This window comes from Streptomyces sp. AV19 (genome assembly GCF_015999245.1).
Lineage (GTDB): Bacteria > Actinomycetota > Actinomycetes > Streptomycetales > Streptomycetaceae > Streptomyces.
In genome coordinates, this window is the sequence record NZ_JAEAMR010000003.1 from 47340 (window position 1) to 68378 (window position 21039).

Consider the following 21039-nt stretch of genomic DNA (forward strand, 5'->3'; position numbering starts at 1 on the left):
GGGGGCTCCCGGGGGCGGCGGGCGCGGGCCCGGGGCCGGGGGGCGGGCCCGGCCCGCCGCCCCCCGGCCCCCCCAGCGCGCGCTCGCCGGCGCGACGGCGGAGGCCGTGGGCCGGGCCCGCCGGGCCCTCGCCGCGGTCACGGGCGCGGCGCTGCTGACCGGCGCGTGCGCCCAGGCGGGCACGGTGGCGTACGCGCTGCCGGCGCGCGCCGCCCGGACCGTGCGCGAACACGTCCCGGCCGTCGCGCCGTGGCCGTCGTTCGGCTGGGCGGCCGGTCAACTGCCTGGCGATGCCACGGTGATGACGAACGACTACTTCGCGCTGCGGATGCTGCCCGCCTACGGGCCGTACACCGTCGCCCCGGCCTGGCCCGACGTCTTCCTGCCGGACGAACGGGCGCGCCGCGAGGCGACCCGGCGCTACTACGCGCCCTCCGCCTCCCGGGCCGAACGGCTCGGCCTGCTGGGGCGGTACGGGGCGCGCTGGGTACTGCAGAAGGACGGCGCCCCCGGCCTGCGGCCGGACGACCCGGCGCTGCGACGGACGGTCCGCGGACCCGGAGGGTTCGCGTTGCTGGAGGTGGAGGCCCGATGAGCCCGATGAGGAGGGCGGCCGGGAAGGCGCGGACGCCGGAGGGGGCGGGCGGGGACGGGCTCGCGCGGTGGGCGCGCGGCCGTGCCTCGTGGCCGCTGCTCGCCGCCGCGTTGCTCGTGTACCTGCTGAGCGCCGGGCGGATGCTGGGCGTCCGCCGTACGGGCATGGACAACGCGGTCGTCGTCCGGGCCGCCCGCCACCTGCTCGACGGCGGGTCGCCCTACGCCGACAAGCGCTTCCTCTACCTGCCGGGCGCGGTCTTCGCGGCGCTGCCCCAGGCGCCGTTCTCCGACCGGACGCTGACGCGCGCGGTGCCCTTCGTCACCGCCGCGTTCGTGCTCGCCGGCGTGGTGCTCGCCCTGCGGATCTTCGACGTGCGGGCGGACAGCCGGCTCGCGGCGGCCGTGACCGCCGGGCTCGCGCTCTTCCTGCCGTTCCAGGGCATCGTGCACCTCGGCAACTGGACGGCCGCCTCGGTCGTCGCGTTCCCCGCCGCGCTGCTGCTGGCGCTGCGCGGCCGCTGGAGCGCGGCGGGGGCGGTCGTCGGCGCGGCGATCGCCCTCAAACCGATGCTCGTGCCACTGTTGCTGCTCTTCGTCCTGGCGCGCCGATGGCGGGCGTTGGCCTGGGCGGTGGCCCTTCCGTCCGTGATCTCCTCGGCGGCGGCGCTCGCCATGCCCCGGCCGCAGCTGTTCCTCACCAAGACGCTGCCGTTCCTGCTGCACGGGCAGGACGACTACGCCGCGCCGTACGACGCCTCGTGGACCGCGGTCCTGCCCCGCCTGGGCGTGCCGCACCATCTGGCGTTCGCCCTGGGGGCGTGCGCCGCCGTCGCCGCGCTCTGCTTCGCGCGGGCGCGCTGGCGCGCCGGGGGCGACGAGGCGTTGCGGCTGGTGGAGTGCGGGTCGCTGCTGATGCTCGCGGCGTTCCTGGTGTCCCGGCCGTCCTTCCTGCACTACGCGCTGGTGATCCTGCCGGCGCTCGTCGCGTCGGTGGTGGTGCGCGGGGCCGCCGCGCGCCAGGTGTGGTTCTGGATGCCCCTGGTGCCGCAGATCGCCGGAGTGCCCTGGCCGGAGCTCGGCGGGTCGCGGAGGCACGCCTTCAAGGACATCGTGATGTTCACCGGGGCCGCCGCGGTCCTGGCCCTGGCCGTGTGGCGGAGGCGGGCCACGACCGCCCGGACGGTGACTGTCAGTGGTGCCCCCTACTCTCTGGGTAGTGATCCGGAGCCCCGGAGCCCATCGGAGACGAGGTGACCCATGCCCGCCGCGCGCCCCCTTCCCGACGTCAGCGTCGTCGTGATCGTCCACAACGACGCGGAACGGCTTCCGCGCGCCGTGCGGTCCGTCCTGACCCAGTCGCTGCGCAACCTCGAAGCGCTGATCGTGGACGACGGCTCCACCGACGCCACCCCGGACGCCGTCCGCCGCCTCGCCGCCACCGACCCCCGGGTCCGCCCACTGCGCCTGCCGGCCAACAGCGGCGGCTGCGGCACCCCGCGCAACGCGGGCATCGACGCGGCCCGGGCGCCGTACGTGATGTTCCTCGACAGCGACGACGAACTCCCGTACCACGCCTGCAAGTCACTGCTGCTCACCGCCGAACGCACCGGCGTCGACCTGGTGGCCGGCGAGGTCACCCGGCTCTTCGAGGACACCGGCGCCACCGGCCTGTGGTACCCCCATCTCTTCGGGGAGGCACGGGTGTTGGCGGGCATCGCCGAGGCGCCCGAGTTCTTCCTCGACCACCTCTCCACCAACAAGCTCTACCGCGCCGCCTTCCTCGCCCGGCACCGGCTGCGCTTCCCCGAGGGCCTCCACTACGAGGACCAGCACTTCAGCGCCCGCGCCTACACGCTGGCCGAGCGCTTCGCCGTCGTCCCCTGGCCCGTCTACACCTGGCGGCTCGACCCGCGGGCCGCCTCGATCACCGCCGGCCGCCACCGCATCCGCAGCGTCGAGGACCGCGTCGCCGTCGCCCGGCTGACCGACGCCTTCCTGGAGGAGAGCGGGCACGCCGCACTCGGACCCGCCAAGGACGAGGCGTTCCTCCGCCACGACCTGCGCCTCCACCTCGGTGACCTGCCCTTCCAAGGGCCGGGCTGGGCCGCCGGGTTCGCCGCGGCCGTCACGCCCTACCTGGCCGGCCTCGCCCCGCGCGCCGTCGAGGCCCTCCCGCGCGAGCAGCGGATCTGCCAGTACCTGCTGAGCGCCGGCCGCCACGCCGAGGCGGCCGACTGCGCCCGCACCCTCGGCCGGCCCCTCCTCGCCCCGCGCCACACCGTACGCGCCGCGGGCCGCACCTACTGGGGCGCCACCCCTCCCCCCGACGCCCGCGCCGCCGCCGAACTGGACATCACCGACTGGCACGTGACGGACCAGCCGTTCGCCACCGCCGCGCTGCGGCACGAGGTCACCCGCGTCACCCCCCACGGCACCCGCCTGCGGATCTCCCTGCGCACCCACGATCCGGCGCGGCTGCTCGCCGGGCCCGTCACCGCCGAGCTGCGCCTCACCGCCCGCACCGCCCCCCTCGCCGTGCCCTTCGGCTACGCCCCGGCCCCCGACGACGCGACCGTGCGCACCGCCGACCTCGTCCTCGACCTCGGCAGCGCCCGCCTCGGCCCCCAGGGCTTCGGCGGCCGCCGCCACCCCGTCGTCGTCCTCGAACGCCTGGGCCTGCACCGCACCGACCCCCTCCTCGCCATCCCCGGCGCACCCGCCCTCCGCGCCCGGATCAACGGCCACGACGTACGCGTCGGCTGCGAGGACCGCGGCGCGGGCCGCCTGGAGATCCGGTGGGAGCGCACGGGCGTCCGCGCCCGCGCCGAGATCCTCGCGCCGCGCCTGGCCCCCGTCCGCCGCCTGGCCCGCCGCGCCACCGGCCCCGGCGCCCGGGGCCTCGCCTGCCGTGAGCTCCACCGGCTGCCCGTCGACGACGAGCTGGTCGTCTTCGAGGCCCTGGAAGGGCGCGGCTACGCCGACAGTCCCCGTTACATCCACGAGGAACTCCTGCGCCGCGGCCTCCCGTTGCGCGCCGTCTGGTCCTATGCCGGCAGCCGCGCCGGCTATCCCGAGGGCGTCCCGCTGGTCCGGCGCGGCAGCTGGGAGCACCTCCGCGCCGTCGCCCGCGCCCGCTACTGGGTGGACTCCCACGGCTTCCCCGCGCACCTCGCCAAGCGCCCCGGCACCCGCTACCTCCAGACCTGGCACGGACAGGCGTTCAAGCACATGGGCTTCGACGTCCCCGAGCTCCGGCTCGCCGGACCCGGGCGGCGCCGCCGGCACCGCGCCATGATCGGCCGCTGGGACGCGCTCGTGGCCCCCAGCGAGGAGTTCGAGCGCACCTTCGTCCGCGCCAACGAGTACACCGGAGCCCTGCTGCGCACCGGACTGCCGCGCAACGACGTCCTCGTCCGCTGGGACGAACCGGCCCAGCGCGAGCGCGCCGCCGCCGCCCGCGAGCGGCTCCAGATCCCGGACGGGGCGCGGGTGCTGCTCTACGCGCCCACCTTCCGCGACGGGGCGCGCGGCAGCGGTGAGTCCGTCCGGGCGGACCTCGCGGAGCTCGTCCGCCGCACCGGCGGAGCGTGGACGGTCGTGGTCCGCCCGCACTACTACGAGCGCTACACCGTCCCCCGTGAGCTCGGTCACGCGGTGCGCGACGGACGGGAGTTCGCCGACCTCAACGACCTGCTCCTCGCCTCCGACGCGCTGCTCACCGACTACTCGTCCGTGATGTTCGACTACGTCAACCTGGGCCGGCCCGTCCTGTTCCACGCCGACGACTACGACCGGTACCGGTCCGCGCTGCGCGGTACCTACTACGACCTGCCGGCCATCGCCCCCGGCCCGTTGATCACCACCGCCGGTGAACTCGCCGCCGTGCTGCGGGACCTGGACGCCGTGCGGGAGGAGTGGGCCGGGGCGTACGAGCGGTTCCGGGCCCGGTTCAACCCGTACGAGACCGGGGCGTCCAGCAAGGCCGTGGTCGACCTGTTCTTCGCCGAATCCTTCTCCGAATCCTTCGCGGGAGGTGCCCGGTGACCCGGCGCAACCTATTCCTGATCGGCGTCGACGTGGACTCGATGGGCGGCTCCCAGCGCGTGCTGCACACCCTTGCCCAGGGCTTCGCGGAGCGCGGCCACCGGGTGGAGCTGATCGGCATCCGGCCGAGCCCCGAGCCGCACACCTTCCACGCCCGCCCCGCCTACCGGCGGGCCACGCTGCACCGGGCGCCGGCCGCCCCCGACTCCGACGCCGCCACGCTCGGCGAACTGCTGCGGCCCGCCCGGCTGCGCGCCCTCCGCGCCGCGCGGCGGGACGGCGAGCGGGCCCGCGCCCGGCTCGCCCGGCGGTTCGCGGCGGTGCGCGACGGATACGTGGTGATCGGCTCGCCCTGGGCGGTGGACTGGCTGGCGGGGGTGGAGCGGGCGCACCTGAAGTGCGTCGGGCAGTACCACGAGTCCTTCGCGCAGGCCGCCTGTTCGGCCAACCTTCGGCTGATCCTGCGGCATTACGCCTCGCTGGAGAAGGCCGTCTTCCTCAGCGAGCCGGACGCGGCGGAGTTCCGGCGGCTGCGCCTGCCGAACGTGACGGTGGTTCCCAACCCCCTGCCGTTCGCCGCCGGTCCGCCGGCCCCGTTGGACACGCGGCGGGTCGGGGCCGTCGGCCGGCTGGATCCCGTCAAGCGGCTCGACCGGCTCGTCGACGCGTTCGCCGCGGCGAGCGCTCAAGTGCCCGGCTGGGAGCTGCACTTCTTCGGTGACGGGCCCGAGGAGCCGGGGCTGCGCGAGCGGGCGGCACGGCTCGGCGTCGCCCACCGGGTGCGGTTCCGCGGCACGGTGCGGGACGTGGCGGCGGCGTACCGCGAGCTGTCGGTGCTCGCGCTCACGAGCGAGTACGAGGGCCGTCCCATGGCCCTCGCCGAGGCGTCGGCGTGTGGGGTGCCCTGCGTGTCCTTCGATCTGTCGGGCGGGGTGCGGGAGTTGGTGGCGGACGGGGAGACGGGTGTGCTGGTGCCGCCGGGGGACGTGGGCGCGTTCGCGGAGGCGCTGGGCGGGTTGATGGCGGATGCGGGTCTGCGAGGGCGGTACGGGCGGGGTGCGCGGGAGCGGGTCGCGGGGTTGGCGCTGCCGGTGGTGCTGGATCGCTGGGAGGCGCTGTTCGAGGAGGTGGACCGGTGAGGGATTTCGCCCCTGGCCCTCCCCCAGAGGGGGTACCCCCACTTTCGCCGTTTCTCCCGGGGCTGTGCCCCTCGGCCCCGCAATGCGGCTCCGCCGTATCTCCCTCGAACTCCCCGGAGGGGGCAGCCCCCGGACGGGCTGAACAGCGCGCCCGGGCGCGGAAACCAGCCCGTCCGGGGGAGCTTGAGGACAGTGCCCGGAGGGCGCTTCGGGGGGCAGGGGGCGGAGCCCCCTGCGGAACGCTGAAAGGGCGGGATGGGGGAGCGCTCTCCCTAACCCCACCACCGCAACCGCCTCGCCACCGCCGTCAGCGCACCCCCGACCCCCACCACCACCCGCATCGCCAGCGCCCCGCCCCCCGTCGCATGGGGACGAAGGAGCAGCACGCCGTACCGCAGGCTCGGCAGGGCGACGCGGCCGCGCGGCAGGGGGCCGGTGGCCCGCGCGGCCGTGCGGAGTACGCCCCCGTGCGCGCAGTGCAGGCGCACGCGCACCTCCCAGGTCCGGGTCCCGTACGACGCCAGCGGCCCGAGGCCGAAGCGCAGCCGGGCGGACCAGCCGGGGCCCTCGGGGTGCAGGGGCGTGCGGAGCACCAGGGCCCAGGAGCCGCCGCGCGGGCGGAGTTCGACCTCGGCCGTGTGCGGCCGGGCGGCGGCGAGGCGGCCGTAGAGGTCGTGGACGTGCAGGGTCAGGTCGGCCCGCAGCAGCAGGCGCAGCGTCGCGTCGACGGTGACGGGCAGCCGCCGGGTGGGAGCCGCGGCGAGGCCGTCGAGGACGGCGGCGGGCAGGTCGTCGGCCCACACCGGCCCGCCGGACACCGCGGCGTAGGGCGGCAGCAGCCGGGCCGGCCGGGCGGCGAGCTGGGCGAGCCGGTCAAGGTCGCGCGGGGCCGGCGCGGCCAGGACCACCCGGGCGATCCAGCGGGCGGGCGCCCGGGCGGCCGCGAGCTCGGCCTCGTCGTAGCCGGCCAGGCACGCACGGGCGGCGCGCCACCACGCATGCCGGTAGACGGCGTCGCGCCGCGGCAGTTCGCGGACGTATATGCGCAGGTCGTGGTCGAGGAACTTGACGCGTGCCGCGAGGGCCAGCCGCTCCCGGCCGGCCGCGCGATAGATCTGCTCGCCGCGCCGGTGGGCGCGCACCCGGGCGTGCCAGTTGGCGATCCGGTCGCGGTCGAGCGAGAGCGACGGCCGGGCGGCACGGCGCCGCACGTGCCAGACGTAGACGGTGTCGGGGACGGTCGCGACGGCAGGTCCGGCCGCGAGGAGCCGGGCGCTGAAGACGAAGTCCTCGTAGGGATAACGGCCTTCGGGGAAGAGGACGCCGTGCTCGGTGAGGAAGGCGCGTGCGTAGAGCTTGTTGACGCACAGGGTGTCGTGGAGGAGCGCCGGATGGTGTTCGGGGGAGGGGTGCAGGGCGGCGGTCCGGTAGAGGCCGGGCTGCCAGCGGGTGTCGATCCGCTGGGGGAGTTCGCGGCGGACGCACAGGCCCGCGGCCACGGGGACGCCGTGCCGCAGGGCGGCGCCCAGCAGTGCCTCCGCGGCGCCCTCGGGGAGCACGTCGTCGCTGTCGAGGAACATCACATACGGAGTCCGGGCGGCGCGCAGGCCCTCGTTGCGGGGCGTGCCGCAGCCGCCGCTGTTGACGCGGCGGTGGATGACGCGCAACCGGGGGTGGCGCGCGGCCAGCCGGTCGAGGACGGCGGCGGTGCCGTCGGTCGAGGCGTCGTCCACGGCGATGACCTCGGCGACGGCGGGATCCTGGGCGAGGGCGGAGCGGACGGCGTCCGCGACGTGCGCGGCGTCGTCGTAACCGATGACGATCACGCTGACCAGGCCGGGGGGCAGCGTGCCGGGAGCGTTCGGCCGGCCAGGGGTTCCGCTCTCGTTCACCGTCACGGAACTCATTTTTATCCGGCGAGTACGACAAACCGGGCCATTGTGGGGCCGAATGTGTCGAGGAGCGGGAGGGAGCGGCGATGGGGCGGACTCCGGTGCGGGCCGCGCTGACGGATCGGGCGTCGACGGCCGCCGCCGGGGCGGTCGCCACCGCGTCGGCAGGCGGTCGCGGGCGGGCGGCGGCGCGGGCGGCCGTGCTGGGCCCGGCCGGCGTGGCGGTGACCCTGGGCCTGTGGGGGCTGGACCGCGGTTCGATGTGGCGCGACGAGGGCGCCACCTTCCAGGTGGCCCGCCGTTCGGTGCCCGAGATACTCCGGCTGCTCGGCTCCGTCGACGCCGTGCACGGCCTCTACTACCTGCTGATGCACGCCGTCCTCGCGGTGCGCGCGGACGAGGTGACGCTGCGGCTGCCCTCGGTCGCCGCGACGGCCTGCACCGCCGCCCTCGTCGGGGCGCTCGGCAGCCGGCTCGCCCGGCCCCGCGTGGGCCTGTGGGCGGGCCTGCTCTACGCGGTCAATCCCTTCGTCGGCCGCTACGCCCAGGAGGGCCGCTCGTACGCGCTGGTCGCGGCGGGCGCGGCGCTGGCGACGCTGCTGCTGGTCCGCGCCGCCGAGCGCGGTTCCGCCGCCCGCTGGTGCGGCTACGGGGCCGTCGTCATGGTCAGTGCACTGCTGCACGAGTTCGCCGTCCTGCTGCTGCCCGCGCACGCCCTGACACTGTTCGCCTCGCGCGTGCCGTGGCGGACGTGGCGCGGCTGGGGGTGCGCGGCCCTGGCCGCCTGTGCGGCCGTCGCGCCGCTGGCGGTCTTCTCCCGGGGGCAGAGCGGGCAGGTCTCCTGGATCAGGACGCCCGGCTCCGCGGAGGCGAAAGCGCTGGTCCTCGCCTTCGCGGGCCCGAGCGATGCCGTCCTGGCCGGCACCCTGGCGCTGGCCGCCGTCGCCCTGCTCGCCCCGCTGCCCCGCACCGGTCCGCCGGCGGCGCCCCGGCTTCCGCTCCACGCCGTGGCCCTGCCGCTGGCCCTCGTCCCGCCCGTCCTGCTGTACGCCGCGTCGCAGAGCACACCGGTGTTCCTCGACCGCTACCTGCTCTTCGGTCTCGCGGGCGTCCCCCTGCTCGCCGCCGCCGGAGCGGAACGGCTGCTGGGGTTCCTGCCCCGGCGCGGCGTCGCGGTGACCGTCGGCGTCGCGGCGATCGCGGCGTCCTTCCTGTGGCAGCTCCCCGTCCAGCAGCGCGAGCGGCTCCCCGCGAGCCGGGGCGACGAGCCCGCCCGGGTGGCCGCCGTCGTCGGCCGGCTGGCGAGGCCGGGCGACGCGGTGCTGTTCCTGCCGCACCACGAGCGCCGCATATCCCTGATGTACCCGCGCGACTTCACCGGCCTGCGCGACCTGACGCTCGGGCGCGGCGCCGCCGCCTCCGGCACGCTCTACGGCGAGGAGGCCGACTCGGCCGAACTGCGCCGCCGCCTGGCCCGGTTGCCCCCAGGCACCCGTGTCTGGGTGGTGTGGGACACGACCACCGTCGGCGGCCGCTGGTTCCGGGCGCAGCGCGCCGAGTACGCCAAGTCGCGCGTGCTCGGCGAGCTGTGCCGCGAGGAGGGGGCGACGGTGTACGTACGCGGCGGCGCGGTCACGCGGTACTCCTGCCGGCCGGGGCAGGCGGGAGGTATATCCGGCGTTCCCGCCGCGCCTCCCGCTTCACCACCCCCTGCTTCACTGCACCCGACTACTTCACCGCCCCCGCCATCACGCCGCTGACGAACTGCCGCTGGAAGGCGAAGAACACCGCGAGCGGTACGACCATGGAGAGGAAGGCGCCCGACGCGAGGATGTCCACGTTGTCGCCGAACTGCCGCACCTGCTGCTGGAGGGCCACCGTGATCGGCGGGTTGCCGCTGTCCGCGAAGATCAGCCCGACCAGCATGTCGTTCCACACCCACAGGAACTGGAAGATCCCCAGCGAGGCGATCGCCGGACCGCCCAGCGGCAGTATCACCCGCAGGAACAGCCGCAGTTCGCCCGCGCCGTCCAGCCGGGCCGCCTCCAGCAGTTCGCGGGGGATCTCCGCGAAGAAGTTCCGCAGCAGGAAGATGGCGAACGGCAGGCCGAACGCGGTGTGGAAGAGCACCACGCCCGGCGTCGTCTCGAAGATGCCCAGGGTGTTGAACAGCTTGGCCACCGGGATCAGGGCGACCTGCACGGGGACGACGAGCAGGCCCACCACGCCCATGAACCACCAGTCCCGGCCCGGGAATTCGAGCCAGGCGAAGGCGTAGCCCGCGAACGCCCCGACGAGGATCACCAGGACCGTCGCCGGCACGGTGATCAGGGTGGTGGTGAGCAGCGAGTGCATCACCTTGTCGTTGTGGAGGAGGGTGTCGTAGCTCGCGCCCGTCAGCTGTCCCGGGTGGGCGAAGACCTGCCACCAGCCCGAGGAGGCGATGTCGGACCGGTCCCGCAGGGAGGACAGCAGCAGGCCGACGGTGGGCATCAGCCAGAACAGCCCGACCGCGACGAGGAAGAGGCGTACGGCCCCGCCGCCCAGCCGGGCGGCCAGCCGGGCGGCCAGCCGGGCGGGCCACGCCCGCCGGGCCGGCGCGGTGTCCACGGTCGTCATCGCCGCCGCTCCTTACGCATGCGCCGGATGTTCACGATCACCACCGGCAGCACCAGCAACAGCAGGAGCACGGCGATCGCGCTGCCCAGCCCCTGGTTGACGGCCGTGCCGAAGGACGACTGGTAGAGCTGGAGCGCCAGCACGTTGGCGTCCGGCAGGCTGGAGCCCGGGGCGATGATGTAGACGAGGTCGAAGATCTTCAACACGTTGATCATCAGCGTGATGACCACGACCCCGAGCACCGGCGCCAGCAGCGGCACCGTGACCCGGCGGAAGACCTGCCACTCGTTCGCGCCGTCCACCCGGGCCGCCTCCAGCAGTTCGCGCGGCACGCCCGCCAGGCCCGCCGCGATGAGCACCATCGCGAAGCCCGCCCACATCCAGATGTAGGCGCCGATGATGGACGGCGTGACCAGCGTCGGGCCGAGCCACTCGGCGCCGCGGTAGCGCTCGGCGAAGTTCGCGGCGGGCAGCCGCAGCCGGGCGCCGTCGGCCGCGGCCGACAGCGTGAACGTCCCGTCGGAGCCGGTCGTCGCCGACGCGACGGTCCGGCCGTCGCGTACCGCCTCGACCGTCACCCCCGACAGGGCCTTCTCACCCTTGTCGACACGGCCCGGTGCGCCCCCGCCGCCACGCACGAAGTCGAGCCAGACCGTCCCCGTCACCTTCCCGGGCTCGGCCCGGGCCGGTGCGGCGGCCCGTTCGTCCTCGGCGTCCCCGGGTTTGACCGCCACCAGCGGTACCGGCGCCGGGGTGCCGGCCCGCAGCGCGGACTTCGCGGTGAACGCCCCGTCGGCGTCCGCCGTCAGATCGCCGCCGGTGCGGGGATGCGCCCCCGGATACGGGGCGGACGCCGCGAAGGTGTCGTGGACGCCCACCCACACGGCGTTGGCCACACCCCGGTCCGGGTCCTGCTCGTACACCAGCCGGAAGATGATCCCCGCCGCCAGCATCGAGATGGCCATCGGCATGAAGACGACCAGCTTGAACGCCGTTCCCCAGCGCACCCGTTCGGTCAGCACGGCGAAGACCAGGCCGAGGACGGTGGCGATGCTGGGCGCGACGACGACCCAGATGACGTTGTTCTTCAGGGCGGTACGGATCCGGGTGTCGGAGAACACCTCGTGGTAGTTGTCGAACCCCACGAAGCCGTGGCCGGAGGCGTCGAAGAGGCTGCGGTGGACGGAGTACCCGATCGGGTAGACGACGAGCGCGCCCAGCAGTGCCAGCGCGGGCAGCAGGAACGCGGCGGCCACCCAGGGGCGGGTGCCCGACACGGGCTTGACGCGTCGCGGGCGCGTGGCCGGCGGTGTCGCGGTGGTCATGGGGCCGCGCCCGTCAGTCGCCGAACGCCTTGGCCGCGTCGGCCTCCAGCTTCCGCTGGGCGCCCGCCACGTCCGCCGGGTTCCGCAGGAAGTCCTGGAGGTCCTTCCACTCGCCCTGGCCCGGCTTGCCGCCGAACGCGGCGGGCGCCTGGTCGGACATGTCGAAGCGGAAGTCGTCACCGGCCGCGACCAGCGCCTTGGCGATGGAGCGCTGGACGTCGTCCGGGTAGGCGGCCGGATCCAGGTTGCGGTTGGCGGAGAGGAACCCGCCCTCGCGGGCCCAGATCGACGCCGCGTCCGGCGAGGCCAGGAATGTCAGCAGGGCCTGCGCGGCCTTGCCGTCCTTGAGGGCCACGCCCACGTCGCCGCCCGTCACCACCGGGGCCTTCGCGCCGACCTTGGGGAACGGGAAGACCTTGGCGTCCGTGCCGATCCTCGCCTTCGCCGCGGTGATGTTGGCGGCGGCGAAGTCGCCCTCGTAGACCATGGCGGCCTTCGCCTTGTCGCCGCCCGCGAAGGTCTGGGTGACGGAGGCGGGGAACGGGGTCTGCAGCGCGCCGTCGTTGCCGCCCGCCAGCAGCTCTTTCTTGCCGAAGAGCTGCCCGAGCGTGGTCAGGGCGTCCTTGACCGACGGATCCGTCCACTTGAGCTTGTGGGTGGTCAACCGGTCGTACTTCTCCGGTCCGGCCTGCGAGAGGTAGATGTTCTCGAACCAGTCGGTGAGCGTCCAGCCGTCCGCGCCGCCGACCGAGACCGGCGGTACGCCGTAGTCCGCGATCGTCTGCGCGGTGCGCAGCAACTCCGGCCAGGAGGAGGGCTCCTTGACCCCCGCCGCGTCGAAGACCTTGGTGTTGTACCAGACCAGCGACTTGTTGCTGGCCTTGAAGTAGACGCCGTACGGCTTGCCGTCCGCCGAGCCGAGCGTCTGCCAGCCCTTGGCGAAGTTCTTGTTCAGCTCGGCCGTCGCCTCGGGGGAGAGCGGCTTGAGCCAGCCCTTCCTGGCGAACTCCCGCAGCACGCCCGGCTGCTGGAGCAGCGCCACGTCCGGCGGGTCGCCGCCGGCCACCTTCGAGCCGACGAACGCCGACATGTCGTCCCCGCTGGGCACGAACGCGACCTCGGCGCCGGTGCGCTTGGCGAACTCGTCCAGGACCTTGGTGAAGCTGCGCTGCTCGGCGCCGGTCCAGACGGCGGTCACCTTGATCTTCTGGCCGTTGAGCTTGGGGAGCGTGACGGTGTGGGGTATGACGTCCGAGGTGCGGGACGCGGATGGGGTGCCCGGTGTGCCGTCGTTCTTGTCGTCCTTGCCGTCTCCGCCGCCGCAGGCCGCCGCGGACAGGGCCAGGGCTCCTGCCGCCAGTACGGCCAGCGTGCCGCGTGCCGTGCGGCTCCTCGTCCGTGTCGTACGCATCGCCGTCCCTTCCGTGCCCGGTCGTCGCGGACGGCCGCCCCGTACGTTCGCCCCCGTACGACCGCACTTCCGTGCGACAGTCCTACGCCGGGGCGGGGGTGCTCGCAATACCGCCGTCGGTGTCAACTCGGCGATCGTGACAGGGATGTGATGGTGGGGCGGGGTGGTGGGGTGGGGGGTGGTTGGTGGGGTTTTTGTGCCCCGGTCCCGCCCTCACAGCAGCGGCGGAGCCGCCACCGCCCCCGCCGACTGCGCCGCCCGCTGCAGCGCGCTCGCCAGCAGCGCGAGGTCCGTCGGCCCGTTGCCCAGCTCGCGCAGTGGCCGGCGCGTCGGCGGGTCGCCCATCCGCTGCCAGTCCAGCGTCACCACGGTCGGACGCTGCGTCGCCGTGCGCGGGATCCGGCCGGTGACCCGCCCCGCCTGGAACGGGGTCACCGCGCCCGCGCGATGCAGACGGCCGCGGCCCGGCGCGGGGCCGTCCGTCGCCCCGCCCCCGTCCGAGGCCGGGGCGATCTCCAACGCGGCGCGCAGGGCGGCCCGTTCGGCCACCGCCGTGTCCGCCGTGCGGTCCGGGCGGCCCGACGCGGCGACCAGGTGGATGCCCAGCCGCTCGCCCTCCCGGGCGACGGCGTCCAGCGCCCGCACCACCGAACCGGCCGCCGGCCGGCCCGTGCTGCCCAGGGCCGGGGCGACCAGTGCGTCCAGGTCGTCGACGAGCACGACGAGCCGGGGCAGCGCGTTCTCCGTGGTGTGCGCCGGGCCGTCGGCCCGGGCCGCGCGCAGCTTGAGCGTGCCGGTGGCGGCCGGCTCCAGGTCTCCGGAGGCGCGCGGGGGCACCACCTGCGGCGGGGGCGGGGAGTGCCGCTCGTGCCACGCCGCGAAGTCCAGCGTGCCCAGCAGCTCGGCCCGCCGCTTGAGCTCCGAGCCCAGCGCCTGCGCGAACTCCCGCATCCGCAGCGGGTCCGCGGCCGCCAGATACGTCGAGACGTGCGGCAGGTCCGTGCACATCCGCAGGCCCTCGCCGCGCTCGGACGCCGCGCCGTCCACCAGGACGAGCGAGAGGCGGTCCGGCCGGTCCGCGGCCGCGAGCGACGCGGCGAGCGAGCGCAGCAGCTCGGTCTTCCCGCTGCCGGGGCCGCCCTCCACCAGCAGATGCGGCCCGTCCGCCGCCAGGTCCACCGACAGCGGGCCGTGCGGGCCCGCGCCCAGGACGGCGACGGCCCGGCCGCCCGGCCGGCTGCCGGGGTCCGTGGCCGAGGCCCAGCGCGCCGTCAGCGAGGCCGGGGTGGCCCGGGCCAGGCCCAGCTCGTCGAGCAGCCGCGCGGTGCGGGGCAGGGCCGCGACCCGCGCCGAACGGGCGTCGCCCTCGGCCGCGTCCGCCACGCGCAGCGGCGCCAGCGCCCGCGCGAAGCGCTCCGCCCACGCCCCCGACACCGCGTCGAGGGCCGCGACGACCGTGCTGCCCGGCGGCGGCACGTCGGCGCCGCCGCGCGGCGCGTTCCCGATGACCTGGACGACCGTGGCCACGTCCCCGCTGAGCAGGGCCACCGCCCCGCAGTGCGGGAACGCGGGCGATACCGCCCGCGCGGTCTCCAGGGCCGCCGACACCGGTGAACTCGCCGTCGTCGACGGGGCGTCCGCGAGGCAGACCAGATGGATCCCGGCCGCGCCGCCGCGCGCCGCCAGCCGGGCCAGCGACTCCCGCAGCGCCGGGGTGCCCGGGTCGCCGTCCACGACCACCACCGTGCGTGGCCCCCGGTGGGCCTCGGCCAGCGCCGCGACCTTCTCCTCGGGCGCGGTCGGCCAACTCGGGCCCAGCGGACCGTCGTCCAGCCTCCGGACCAGCTCGGCGGTGCGGGCCGCCGCCTGCTCCCGGTCGTGGGCGACCAGCAGCCGGCAGTCCTGGCCGTGCGCCGGACGCAGCTGGGGGAGCCAGCCCAGCCAGGCCCACTCGGCCTGCCGCTCCGCCGCGGTGCGCAGCGGATCCGCGGCGATCAGGACGTACTCCAGCACCGACGGCGAGTGCAGCGCGGCCAGTTGGGACAGGACGGAACGGGCCAGGCCGGCCAGCCGGACCCGCGGCCCGGCCAGGCCGAGCGAACCCGCCTGCCGCAGGCCCACGGTGACCGGCACGGCGGGCAGCAGCACGCCCTCGCCGCCGTGCGGGCCGGGCACGTAGCGGTCGGCCGTGCCCAGGCGGACGGTGAGCAGGTCCGGATGGTCCGGGCCCCGCTCCCACAGGCGCGGGCCCGGACCGAGCGCGGTCAGCAGCACGGCCGCCGGGTCCGGCCAGCGCTCGCGCAGCGCCGCGGCGGTCTCCACCGTGGCCGGCGCCCGCGGGGACGGGACGGCGCCCGGCCCGCTGTCGTCCTCGGAGCGCGGCTGCTGCCCGCCGCGCCCTCCGGCGAGGCGGCGCGCCCAGGCCGCTATGCCGCGGTTGCGGGGGCGCTTGGCGTCGGGGGCGGGGGGCGCGTCCGCCGGGCCGGGGGCCGGGTGGATGCGGGCCGTGCCCAGGGCGGTCGCGGTGTCGGCCGGGCGCGCGACGTCGTCCTCCGGTGCCGTGGCCGCCGCCGTCCAGGACGGCTCGTCGGTGCGCTGCTGAGGGGCGCGGAGGGGGACGCCGCCGGGGCCGTCGACGGTCGTCACGGAGCCGGCGGCGTCGCCCTGGGCCCCGGCGGAGTGCGGGTACGGCGCCGCCGCCCCGGCCCCTGTCCGGTACACGGGCGACCGGGTGCCCCACGCGGGCGCTGTGCCTCCGGTGCCGTCGACGTCCGTGCCCGGCGCGGGCATCGAGGCGTTCCACGGGGACGTCGTCCCGCGCGGGCCGCCGTCCTCGGTCCGCTGCGGCGGCGTACGGGTGCCGCTGGGAGGTGTCCGTTCCTCCGGCTCGCCGGTGCGGGGCGCGGTGGCCGCGGGGTCGCGCGGGGGGACGACGCCGCGGTGAGCCGTCGTCCGGCCCTCCGGTCCGCCGGGGGCGCCGCTGTCGTGAGGCTGCCCGGCGGCCCTCCCTTCCGGCCCGCCCTGCCCGGCCGTACGGGCCGGGACGCCGCGCGGGTCGTCCTCCGGCGTGCGGGAGCGCGCGCGCTCGCCGGGGTGCGCCCCGGCCTCGTGGTCGGAGTGGCCGGAGCGGCCGGACCACTGCGGCCCGACGGCTCCCCGGCCCCGCGCCCCTTCCGTCCGCGCGGGGGCGCTCCACTCGGGGGCCCGCTCCGCCGCCGTCCCGTGCGGTCCGTCCGTACCGCCGGTGCCGGGCGTCCGCTGACCGTGCCCGCTGCCCGTCGCGTACCCCGTCGGCCCGGGGAACGACCCGGGTGCCTCCGCGCCCGCCACGGGACCGCCGGGCGCCCGCGTGTCCCACGCGGACGGCCCGTCCGCTCCCCGGCGCTCACCGGCGGACTCGCGCCCGCCCGCGCTCCGATGCCCCCCGCGCGCCCCCGCGTCGCCCGTCCGCGGGGTCACCCGCAGGCGCCCTTCCCCGTCGGGGGACGTCGGCAGGAGATCCGGGCCCTCCCCGGCCGGAGCCGGGGTGTCCGGCCCGTGCAGGACCAGCGTCGACTCGCCCGCCCGCAGCAGCGCCCCGGGGCGGAACGGGACCGGGCGGTCGTCCACCGGGGTCGTGTCCAGCGTGGTGCCGTTGGTGGAGCCGAGGTCGTGGAGGGTGACGCGGCCGTCGTCGCCGAGGGTGACCGCGCAGTGGAGGCGGGAGACGTCGGGGTCGTCGACCGGGACGTCCGCGGAGGAGGAGCGGCCGACGCGGACCTCGCCGCCGTGCAGCAGGTGCACCCCGCCCGCGTCCGGACCGGAGACGACGTGCAGCCGGGGGGTGCCCGCGAGCGGCGGGCCCGCGTGCCGCTCGGGATCCGCGGGGGCGCCCAGGGAGAGCACCGCGCCGTCGATCAGCGGCGGCTCGCCCAGCGCGCAGCGCTGCGCGTCCAGCCGCTCCTGGCCGGCGAAGACGACGACCGCCCCGCTCCCCAGGTCGGAGCCGGCCGCCGCGAGGGCGGCGGCGAGGCCGCTCGCCACCCCGGCGAGGGCGGTGCCCGCGGGAGCGGTCACCAGAACGTCGCAGGCGTGCGCGGCGTGCCCGCCGAGCGGTGGCCCGAGGACGGTCAGCCGGATCTGCATCGGCGTCCACAGTCCCTTCCTGCCCTGGTACCGACGGGGAAGGACCGCCCCCACCGGCGCGCACGGGCACTTCGGCACGTACAGGTCACGACGGAGCGCGGGGCCTCCGCGCCGCCCCCACCGCTCCGTGCTGCGAGCATCCTCGCACCTGCCGCCGACAGCGCGCCCGGCGAGAGCCGATTCGTGATCATGAACGACCGGCCCCTTGCTCGAACGGGAGTCGAAGAGGAGGCGAAACTGCCCGGGGGTGAACGATCGGCGACCGGATCGCGGGGGATTTCCCCTTCGGTCCCGTACGGCGGGTGACCGCCGACGACCGGTGTCGGTCTCTTTCCGCCCGGCCGTCGATCGCCCCATGACATTCCCGCAGCAACCGGCGGCAACCAACCGTCCGGAACACGCGTCTTTCCCCGGAGCCCCACGGATTCGTCAAGGCGACGGTTCGCGGGACAGCACTACAGTGGGCGGAGGGCCGAGCTCGGGGAGAGGCCGTCACACAGTTCGACACCGGGACCGGGAGCACGGTCCGGATCACGACCAGGGAGCGCATGACGTGCGGCCGGTAGGCAGCAAGTACCTGCTCGAGGAGCCGCTCGGGCGCGGGGCCACGGGCACCGTCTGGCGGGCGAGCCAGCGCGAGGCGGCCGGAGCCGAGGCCGCGGTGGCCGGGCAGCCGGGCGAGACCGTCGCGATCAAGGTGCTCAAGGAGGAGCTGGCCAACGACGCGGACGTGGTGATGCGCTTCCTGCGCGAGCGCTCCGTCCTGCTGCGGCTCACCCACCCCAACATCGTCCGCACCCGCGACCTGGTGGTCGAGGGCGACCTGCTCGCCCTGGTCATGGACCTGGTCGACGGCCCGGACCTGCACCGCTACCTGCGGGAGAACGGCCCGTTCACCCCGGTGGCGGCCGCCCTGCTCACGGCCCAGATCGCCGACGCGCTGGCGGCCAGCCACGCGGACGGCATCGTGCACCGCGACCTCAAGCCGGCCAACGTCCTGCTCAAGGACGAGGGCGGGCGGATGCACCCGATGCTGACGGACTTCGGCATCGCGCGCCTCGCCGACTCCCCGGGCCTGACCCGCACCCACGAGTTCGTCGGCACCCCGGCCTACGTCGCCCCGGAATCGGCCGAGGGCCGCCCGCAGACCTCCGCCGTCGACATCTACGGCGCCGGCATCCTGATGTACGAGCTGGTCACCGGCCGCCCCCCGTTCGCCGGGGCGACCGCCCTGGAGGTGCTGCACCAGCACCTCAGCGCCGAGCCGCGCCGCCCCACCACCGTCCCCGAGCCCCTGTGGACGGTCATCGAGCGCTGCCTGCGCAAGCGCCCCGAGGAGCGGCCGAGCGCCGAGAACCTGGCCCGCGCCCTGCGCGTCGTCGCCGCCGGCGTCGGCGTGCACGCCAGCGCCGCCCAGGCCGAGGCCGCGCTCGGCGTCGCCGCGCTGCTCGCCCCGGACCCGCAGCCGGCCGTGGTGCCCGGCACTGGTGAGGGAAACCCGGCCGGCGGCTTCGGCGACGCGGACCCCACGCAGGTCCTGCCGCCTGCCACCGGCGTTCCCGGAGGCTACGACCCCGATGCGGCGACCAGCCTGCTGCCCGGCGCGGCGCAGGGTCCGGGCGCGGACCCCACCCAGGTGCTGCCCGCCGGTTCCGGCCCCGGCGCCGGTCCCACGCAGGTGCTCCCCGCGGGCTCCTACGGCGGGGCGGACCCCACCCGCGCCATGCCGCCGGTGGACCCCGGGCCGCCGCAGGCCGACGGCCCGCACCCGTGGCAGACCCAGCTGCGCGCGGCCCGCGACCGCAACGACCAGACGCAGGTCCAGTACCTGGACCCCAGCGAGGACCCGCTGCGCCGGCGCCCCACGCGCCGCGCCGCCCCGCAGCAGGGCTACCCCCAGCAGCCCCAGCAGCCCCAGCAGTACGGGGCCCCGCAGCAGCCTCAGCAGCAGCCCTACCGCCAGCAGCCGCAGCAGTACGCCCCGCAGCAGCCGCCTCAGCAGCCCCAGCAGCCGTACGCGCCGCAGCCCGAGCGCCGGCGCCGGCCGGAGCCGCGCTACCAGCAGCCGCCGCAGGCGCCCCAGCCGCAGCCGTACGCCCCGCCGGCGCCCGAACCCGCCCCCCGGCGCGAACCCCGCCCGCCGCGGCAGCGCAGCGCCAACCCCATGCGCATCCCGGGCCTCGGCTGCCTCAAGGGCTGTCTGTTCCTGATCGTGATCCTGGTGATCGGCTCCTGGGCCGTGTGGGAGTTCACCCCGCTCAAGGACTGGGTCGCCGACGGGAAGAGCTTCTGGGACGCGGCGTGGGACTGGGTCACCGACACCAAGGACTGGATCGCGAGCCACAGTCCGAAGTAGCCCCGGAGTCCGGGTGACCGGCCCGCCGGGTTCGGGCACCCGGCCACGGGCCCACCGGATCGGGCGGCTTGTGCCGCGGAAGTGAGGATGGGCACCGGCCGGTGCCCCTAGCATCCCCTCAGCCGCGTAGGTTGGTCGCGCGCGGATCGGTGCGACGCGCCTGTCGGGATGTCTGAGGAGTCGGGGAAGAGTCTTGGCACGGAAGATCGGCAGCCGGTACACCGCCCACCAGGTCCTCGGCCGGGGCAGCGCCGGCACGGTGTGGCTGGGCGAGGGGCCCGAGGGCCCGGTGGCCATCAAGCTCCTGCGCGAGGACCTGGCGTCCGACCAGGAGCTCGTCGGCCGGTTCGTCCAGGAGCGGGCGGCCCTCCTCGGCCTCGACCACCCCCGGGTGGTCGGCGTCCGCGACCTGGTCGTGGACGGCAACGACCTGGCCCTGGTCATGGACCTCGTCCGGGGCACCGACCTGCGGACCCGGCTCGACCACGAGCGCCGGCTGGCCCCCGAGGCCGCCGTCGCCGTCGTCGCGGACGTCGCCGACGGCCTGGCCGCCGCGCACCGGGCCGGCGTCGTCCACCGCGACGTCAAGCCGGAGAACGTCCTGCTCGACATGGAGGGCCCGCTCGGCCCCGGCGGCGCCCACCCCGCGCTGCTCACCGACTTCGGCATCGCCCGCCTCGTGGACACCCCGCGCCCCGCCCGCGACCGCACCCGTGCCGCGGCCCCGCGCAGCGTCATCGGCACCCCGGACTACGTGGCCCCCGAGATCGTCGAGGGCCTGCCGCCCCGGGCGTCCGTCGACGTCTACGCGCTGGCCACCGTGCTCTACGAGCTGCTCGCCGGGTTCACGCCGTTCGGCGGCGGACACCCGGGCGCGGTCCTGCGCCGGCACGTCACCGAGACGGTCGCCCCGCTGCCGGGCATCCCCGACGAGCTGTGGCAGCTGATCGTCCAGTGCCTGGCCAAGGCGCCCGCCTCCCGGCTGCGCGCCTCCGAGCTGGGCTCGCGGCTGCGCGAACTGCTGCCCGCGCTGGCCGGACTGCCGCCGCTCGACATCGACGAGCCGGGCACGGAGGCGGACGCGGCGGACGCCGCCGAGCAGCCGCCCGGCGCGGTCTACGCCCCGCCGTCCGCGATCCCCGGGCCGCCCCGCCGCGGAGCGGTCCCGCTCGTCCCGGCGCCCGCCTTCGACTCCAGCCGTGACACCCACACGAGCATGCGCGTCCCGGGCCCGGAGGAGCTCGCGGGCGGAGCGCACGGCACGGCCCGGGCGCCTCGCGCGGCGGGCGAGCGCCGGGCGGGCTCGGCCCGGCACCGCACGCTGGCCGAGGAGCGCAGGCGGCGGCGGATCAGGCTGGGCGCGGCCGCGGTGGCGCTGGCCGCGGCGGCGGGCGTGGGCGGCTGGTACGCCACGGCCGGCCACGACTCCGGCGACGCGAAGCCCGGCGTCCACCGCACGGACGCGCCCCAGGGGCAGCTCCCGTGAACGCCGGACCGGGGCGCCCCGCCCCGCGCAGCGGTTAGGCTGGGT

General features: G+C 76.3%; 11 protein-coding genes and 1 pseudogene. 7 read left to right on the forward strand and 5 right to left on the reverse strand.

Features of this window, described 5'->3' with window-relative positions:
• The 4 genes and pseudogenes from I5Q34_RS00255 to I5Q34_RS00270 form a co-directional block, all read left to right on the forward strand.
• Nucleotides 1–595, forward strand: a pseudogene (locus I5Q34_RS00255) (hypothetical protein); the annotation flags it as partial.
• Nucleotides 592–1851: a glycosyltransferase 87 family protein gene (locus I5Q34_RS00260; protein ID WP_234428222.1), complete on the forward strand. Its 1260-nt coding sequence runs from the start codon at nt 592–594 to the stop codon at nt 1849–1851. The pseudogene I5Q34_RS00255 and the gene I5Q34_RS00260, both read left to right, overlap by 4 nt.
• Before the next feature lie 3 nt (nt 1852–1854).
• Nucleotides 1855–4641 (forward strand): CDP-glycerol glycerophosphotransferase family protein, encoded by a 2787-nt coding sequence (locus tag I5Q34_RS00265; RefSeq protein WP_199890014.1) that lies wholly within the window; start codon nt 1855–1857, stop codon nt 4639–4641.
• Nucleotides 4638–5780, forward strand: a complete 1143-nt coding sequence (locus I5Q34_RS00270) for a glycosyltransferase (protein WP_277965272.1) — start codon at nt 4638–4640, stop codon at nt 5778–5780. The genes I5Q34_RS00265 and I5Q34_RS00270 overlap by 4 nt, the downstream gene beginning before the upstream one ends.
• A 272-nt stretch (nt 5781–6052) precedes the next feature.
• On the opposite strand, the gene I5Q34_RS00275 is transcribed toward I5Q34_RS00270, so the two are convergent.
• Nucleotides 6053–7687, reverse strand: coding sequence for a glycosyltransferase family 2 protein (locus I5Q34_RS00275; RefSeq protein WP_199890015.1), 1635 nt, complete (start codon nt 7685–7687; stop codon nt 6053–6055).
• A gap of 71 nt (nt 7688–7758) precedes the next feature.
• Here I5Q34_RS00275 and I5Q34_RS00280 point away from each other — a divergent pair, with 71 nt between their 5' ends.
• Complete coding sequence (locus I5Q34_RS00280; RefSeq protein ID WP_199890016.1) at nt 7759–9432, forward strand: glycosyltransferase family 39 protein; 1674 nt, start codon at nt 7759–7761, stop codon at nt 9430–9432.
• Here the strand turns inward: I5Q34_RS00280 and I5Q34_RS00285 are convergent.
• The 4 genes from I5Q34_RS00285 to I5Q34_RS00300 all read right to left on the reverse strand — a co-directional run bounded on the left by I5Q34_RS00285 (nt 9401) and on the right by I5Q34_RS00300 (nt 17152).
• The gene (locus I5Q34_RS00285) at nt 9401–10291 is read right to left on the reverse strand and encodes a carbohydrate ABC transporter permease (RefSeq protein WP_199890017.1); all 891 of its coding nucleotides are present in this window, start codon (nt 10289–10291) and stop codon (nt 9401–9403) included. The two genes, I5Q34_RS00280 and I5Q34_RS00285, sit on opposite strands and share 32 nt — an antisense overlap.
• Nucleotides 10288–11616 carry a carbohydrate ABC transporter permease gene (locus tag I5Q34_RS00290; RefSeq protein ID WP_199890018.1) on the reverse strand — a complete coding sequence of 443 codons (1329 nt, stop codon included), beginning with the start codon at nt 11614–11616 and terminating at the stop codon, nt 10288–10290. Before I5Q34_RS00290 ends, I5Q34_RS00285 begins: the two co-directional genes overlap by 4 nt.
• 13 nt (nt 11617–11629) lie before the next feature.
• On the reverse strand, nt 11630–13027 hold the full coding sequence (locus I5Q34_RS00295; RefSeq protein WP_199890019.1) for an ABC transporter substrate-binding protein: 1398 nt from the start codon (nt 13025–13027) through the stop codon (nt 11630–11632).
• Nucleotides 13028–13240: 213 nt separating this feature from the next.
• Nucleotides 13241–17152 carry an FtsK/SpoIIIE domain-containing protein gene (locus tag I5Q34_RS00300; protein ID WP_199890020.1) on the reverse strand — a complete coding sequence of 1304 codons (3912 nt, stop codon included), beginning with the start codon at nt 17150–17152 and terminating at the stop codon, nt 13241–13243.
• A 553-nt stretch (nt 17153–17705) separates the two neighbouring features.
• On the opposite strand from I5Q34_RS00300, the gene I5Q34_RS00305 reads away from it, so the two are divergent.
• Both I5Q34_RS00305 and I5Q34_RS00310 read left to right on the forward strand, forming a co-directional pair.
• Nucleotides 17706–19508, forward strand: a complete 1803-nt coding sequence (locus tag I5Q34_RS00305; protein ID WP_199890021.1) for a serine/threonine-protein kinase — start codon at nt 17706–17708, stop codon at nt 19506–19508.
• Nucleotides 19509–19701: 193 nt separating this feature from the next.
• A complete protein-coding gene (locus I5Q34_RS00310) occupies nt 19702–20994 on the forward strand; it encodes a serine/threonine-protein kinase (protein WP_199890022.1) in 1293 nt (430 codons plus the stop codon).
• The last annotated feature ends 45 nt before the right edge of the window (nt 20995–21039 follow it).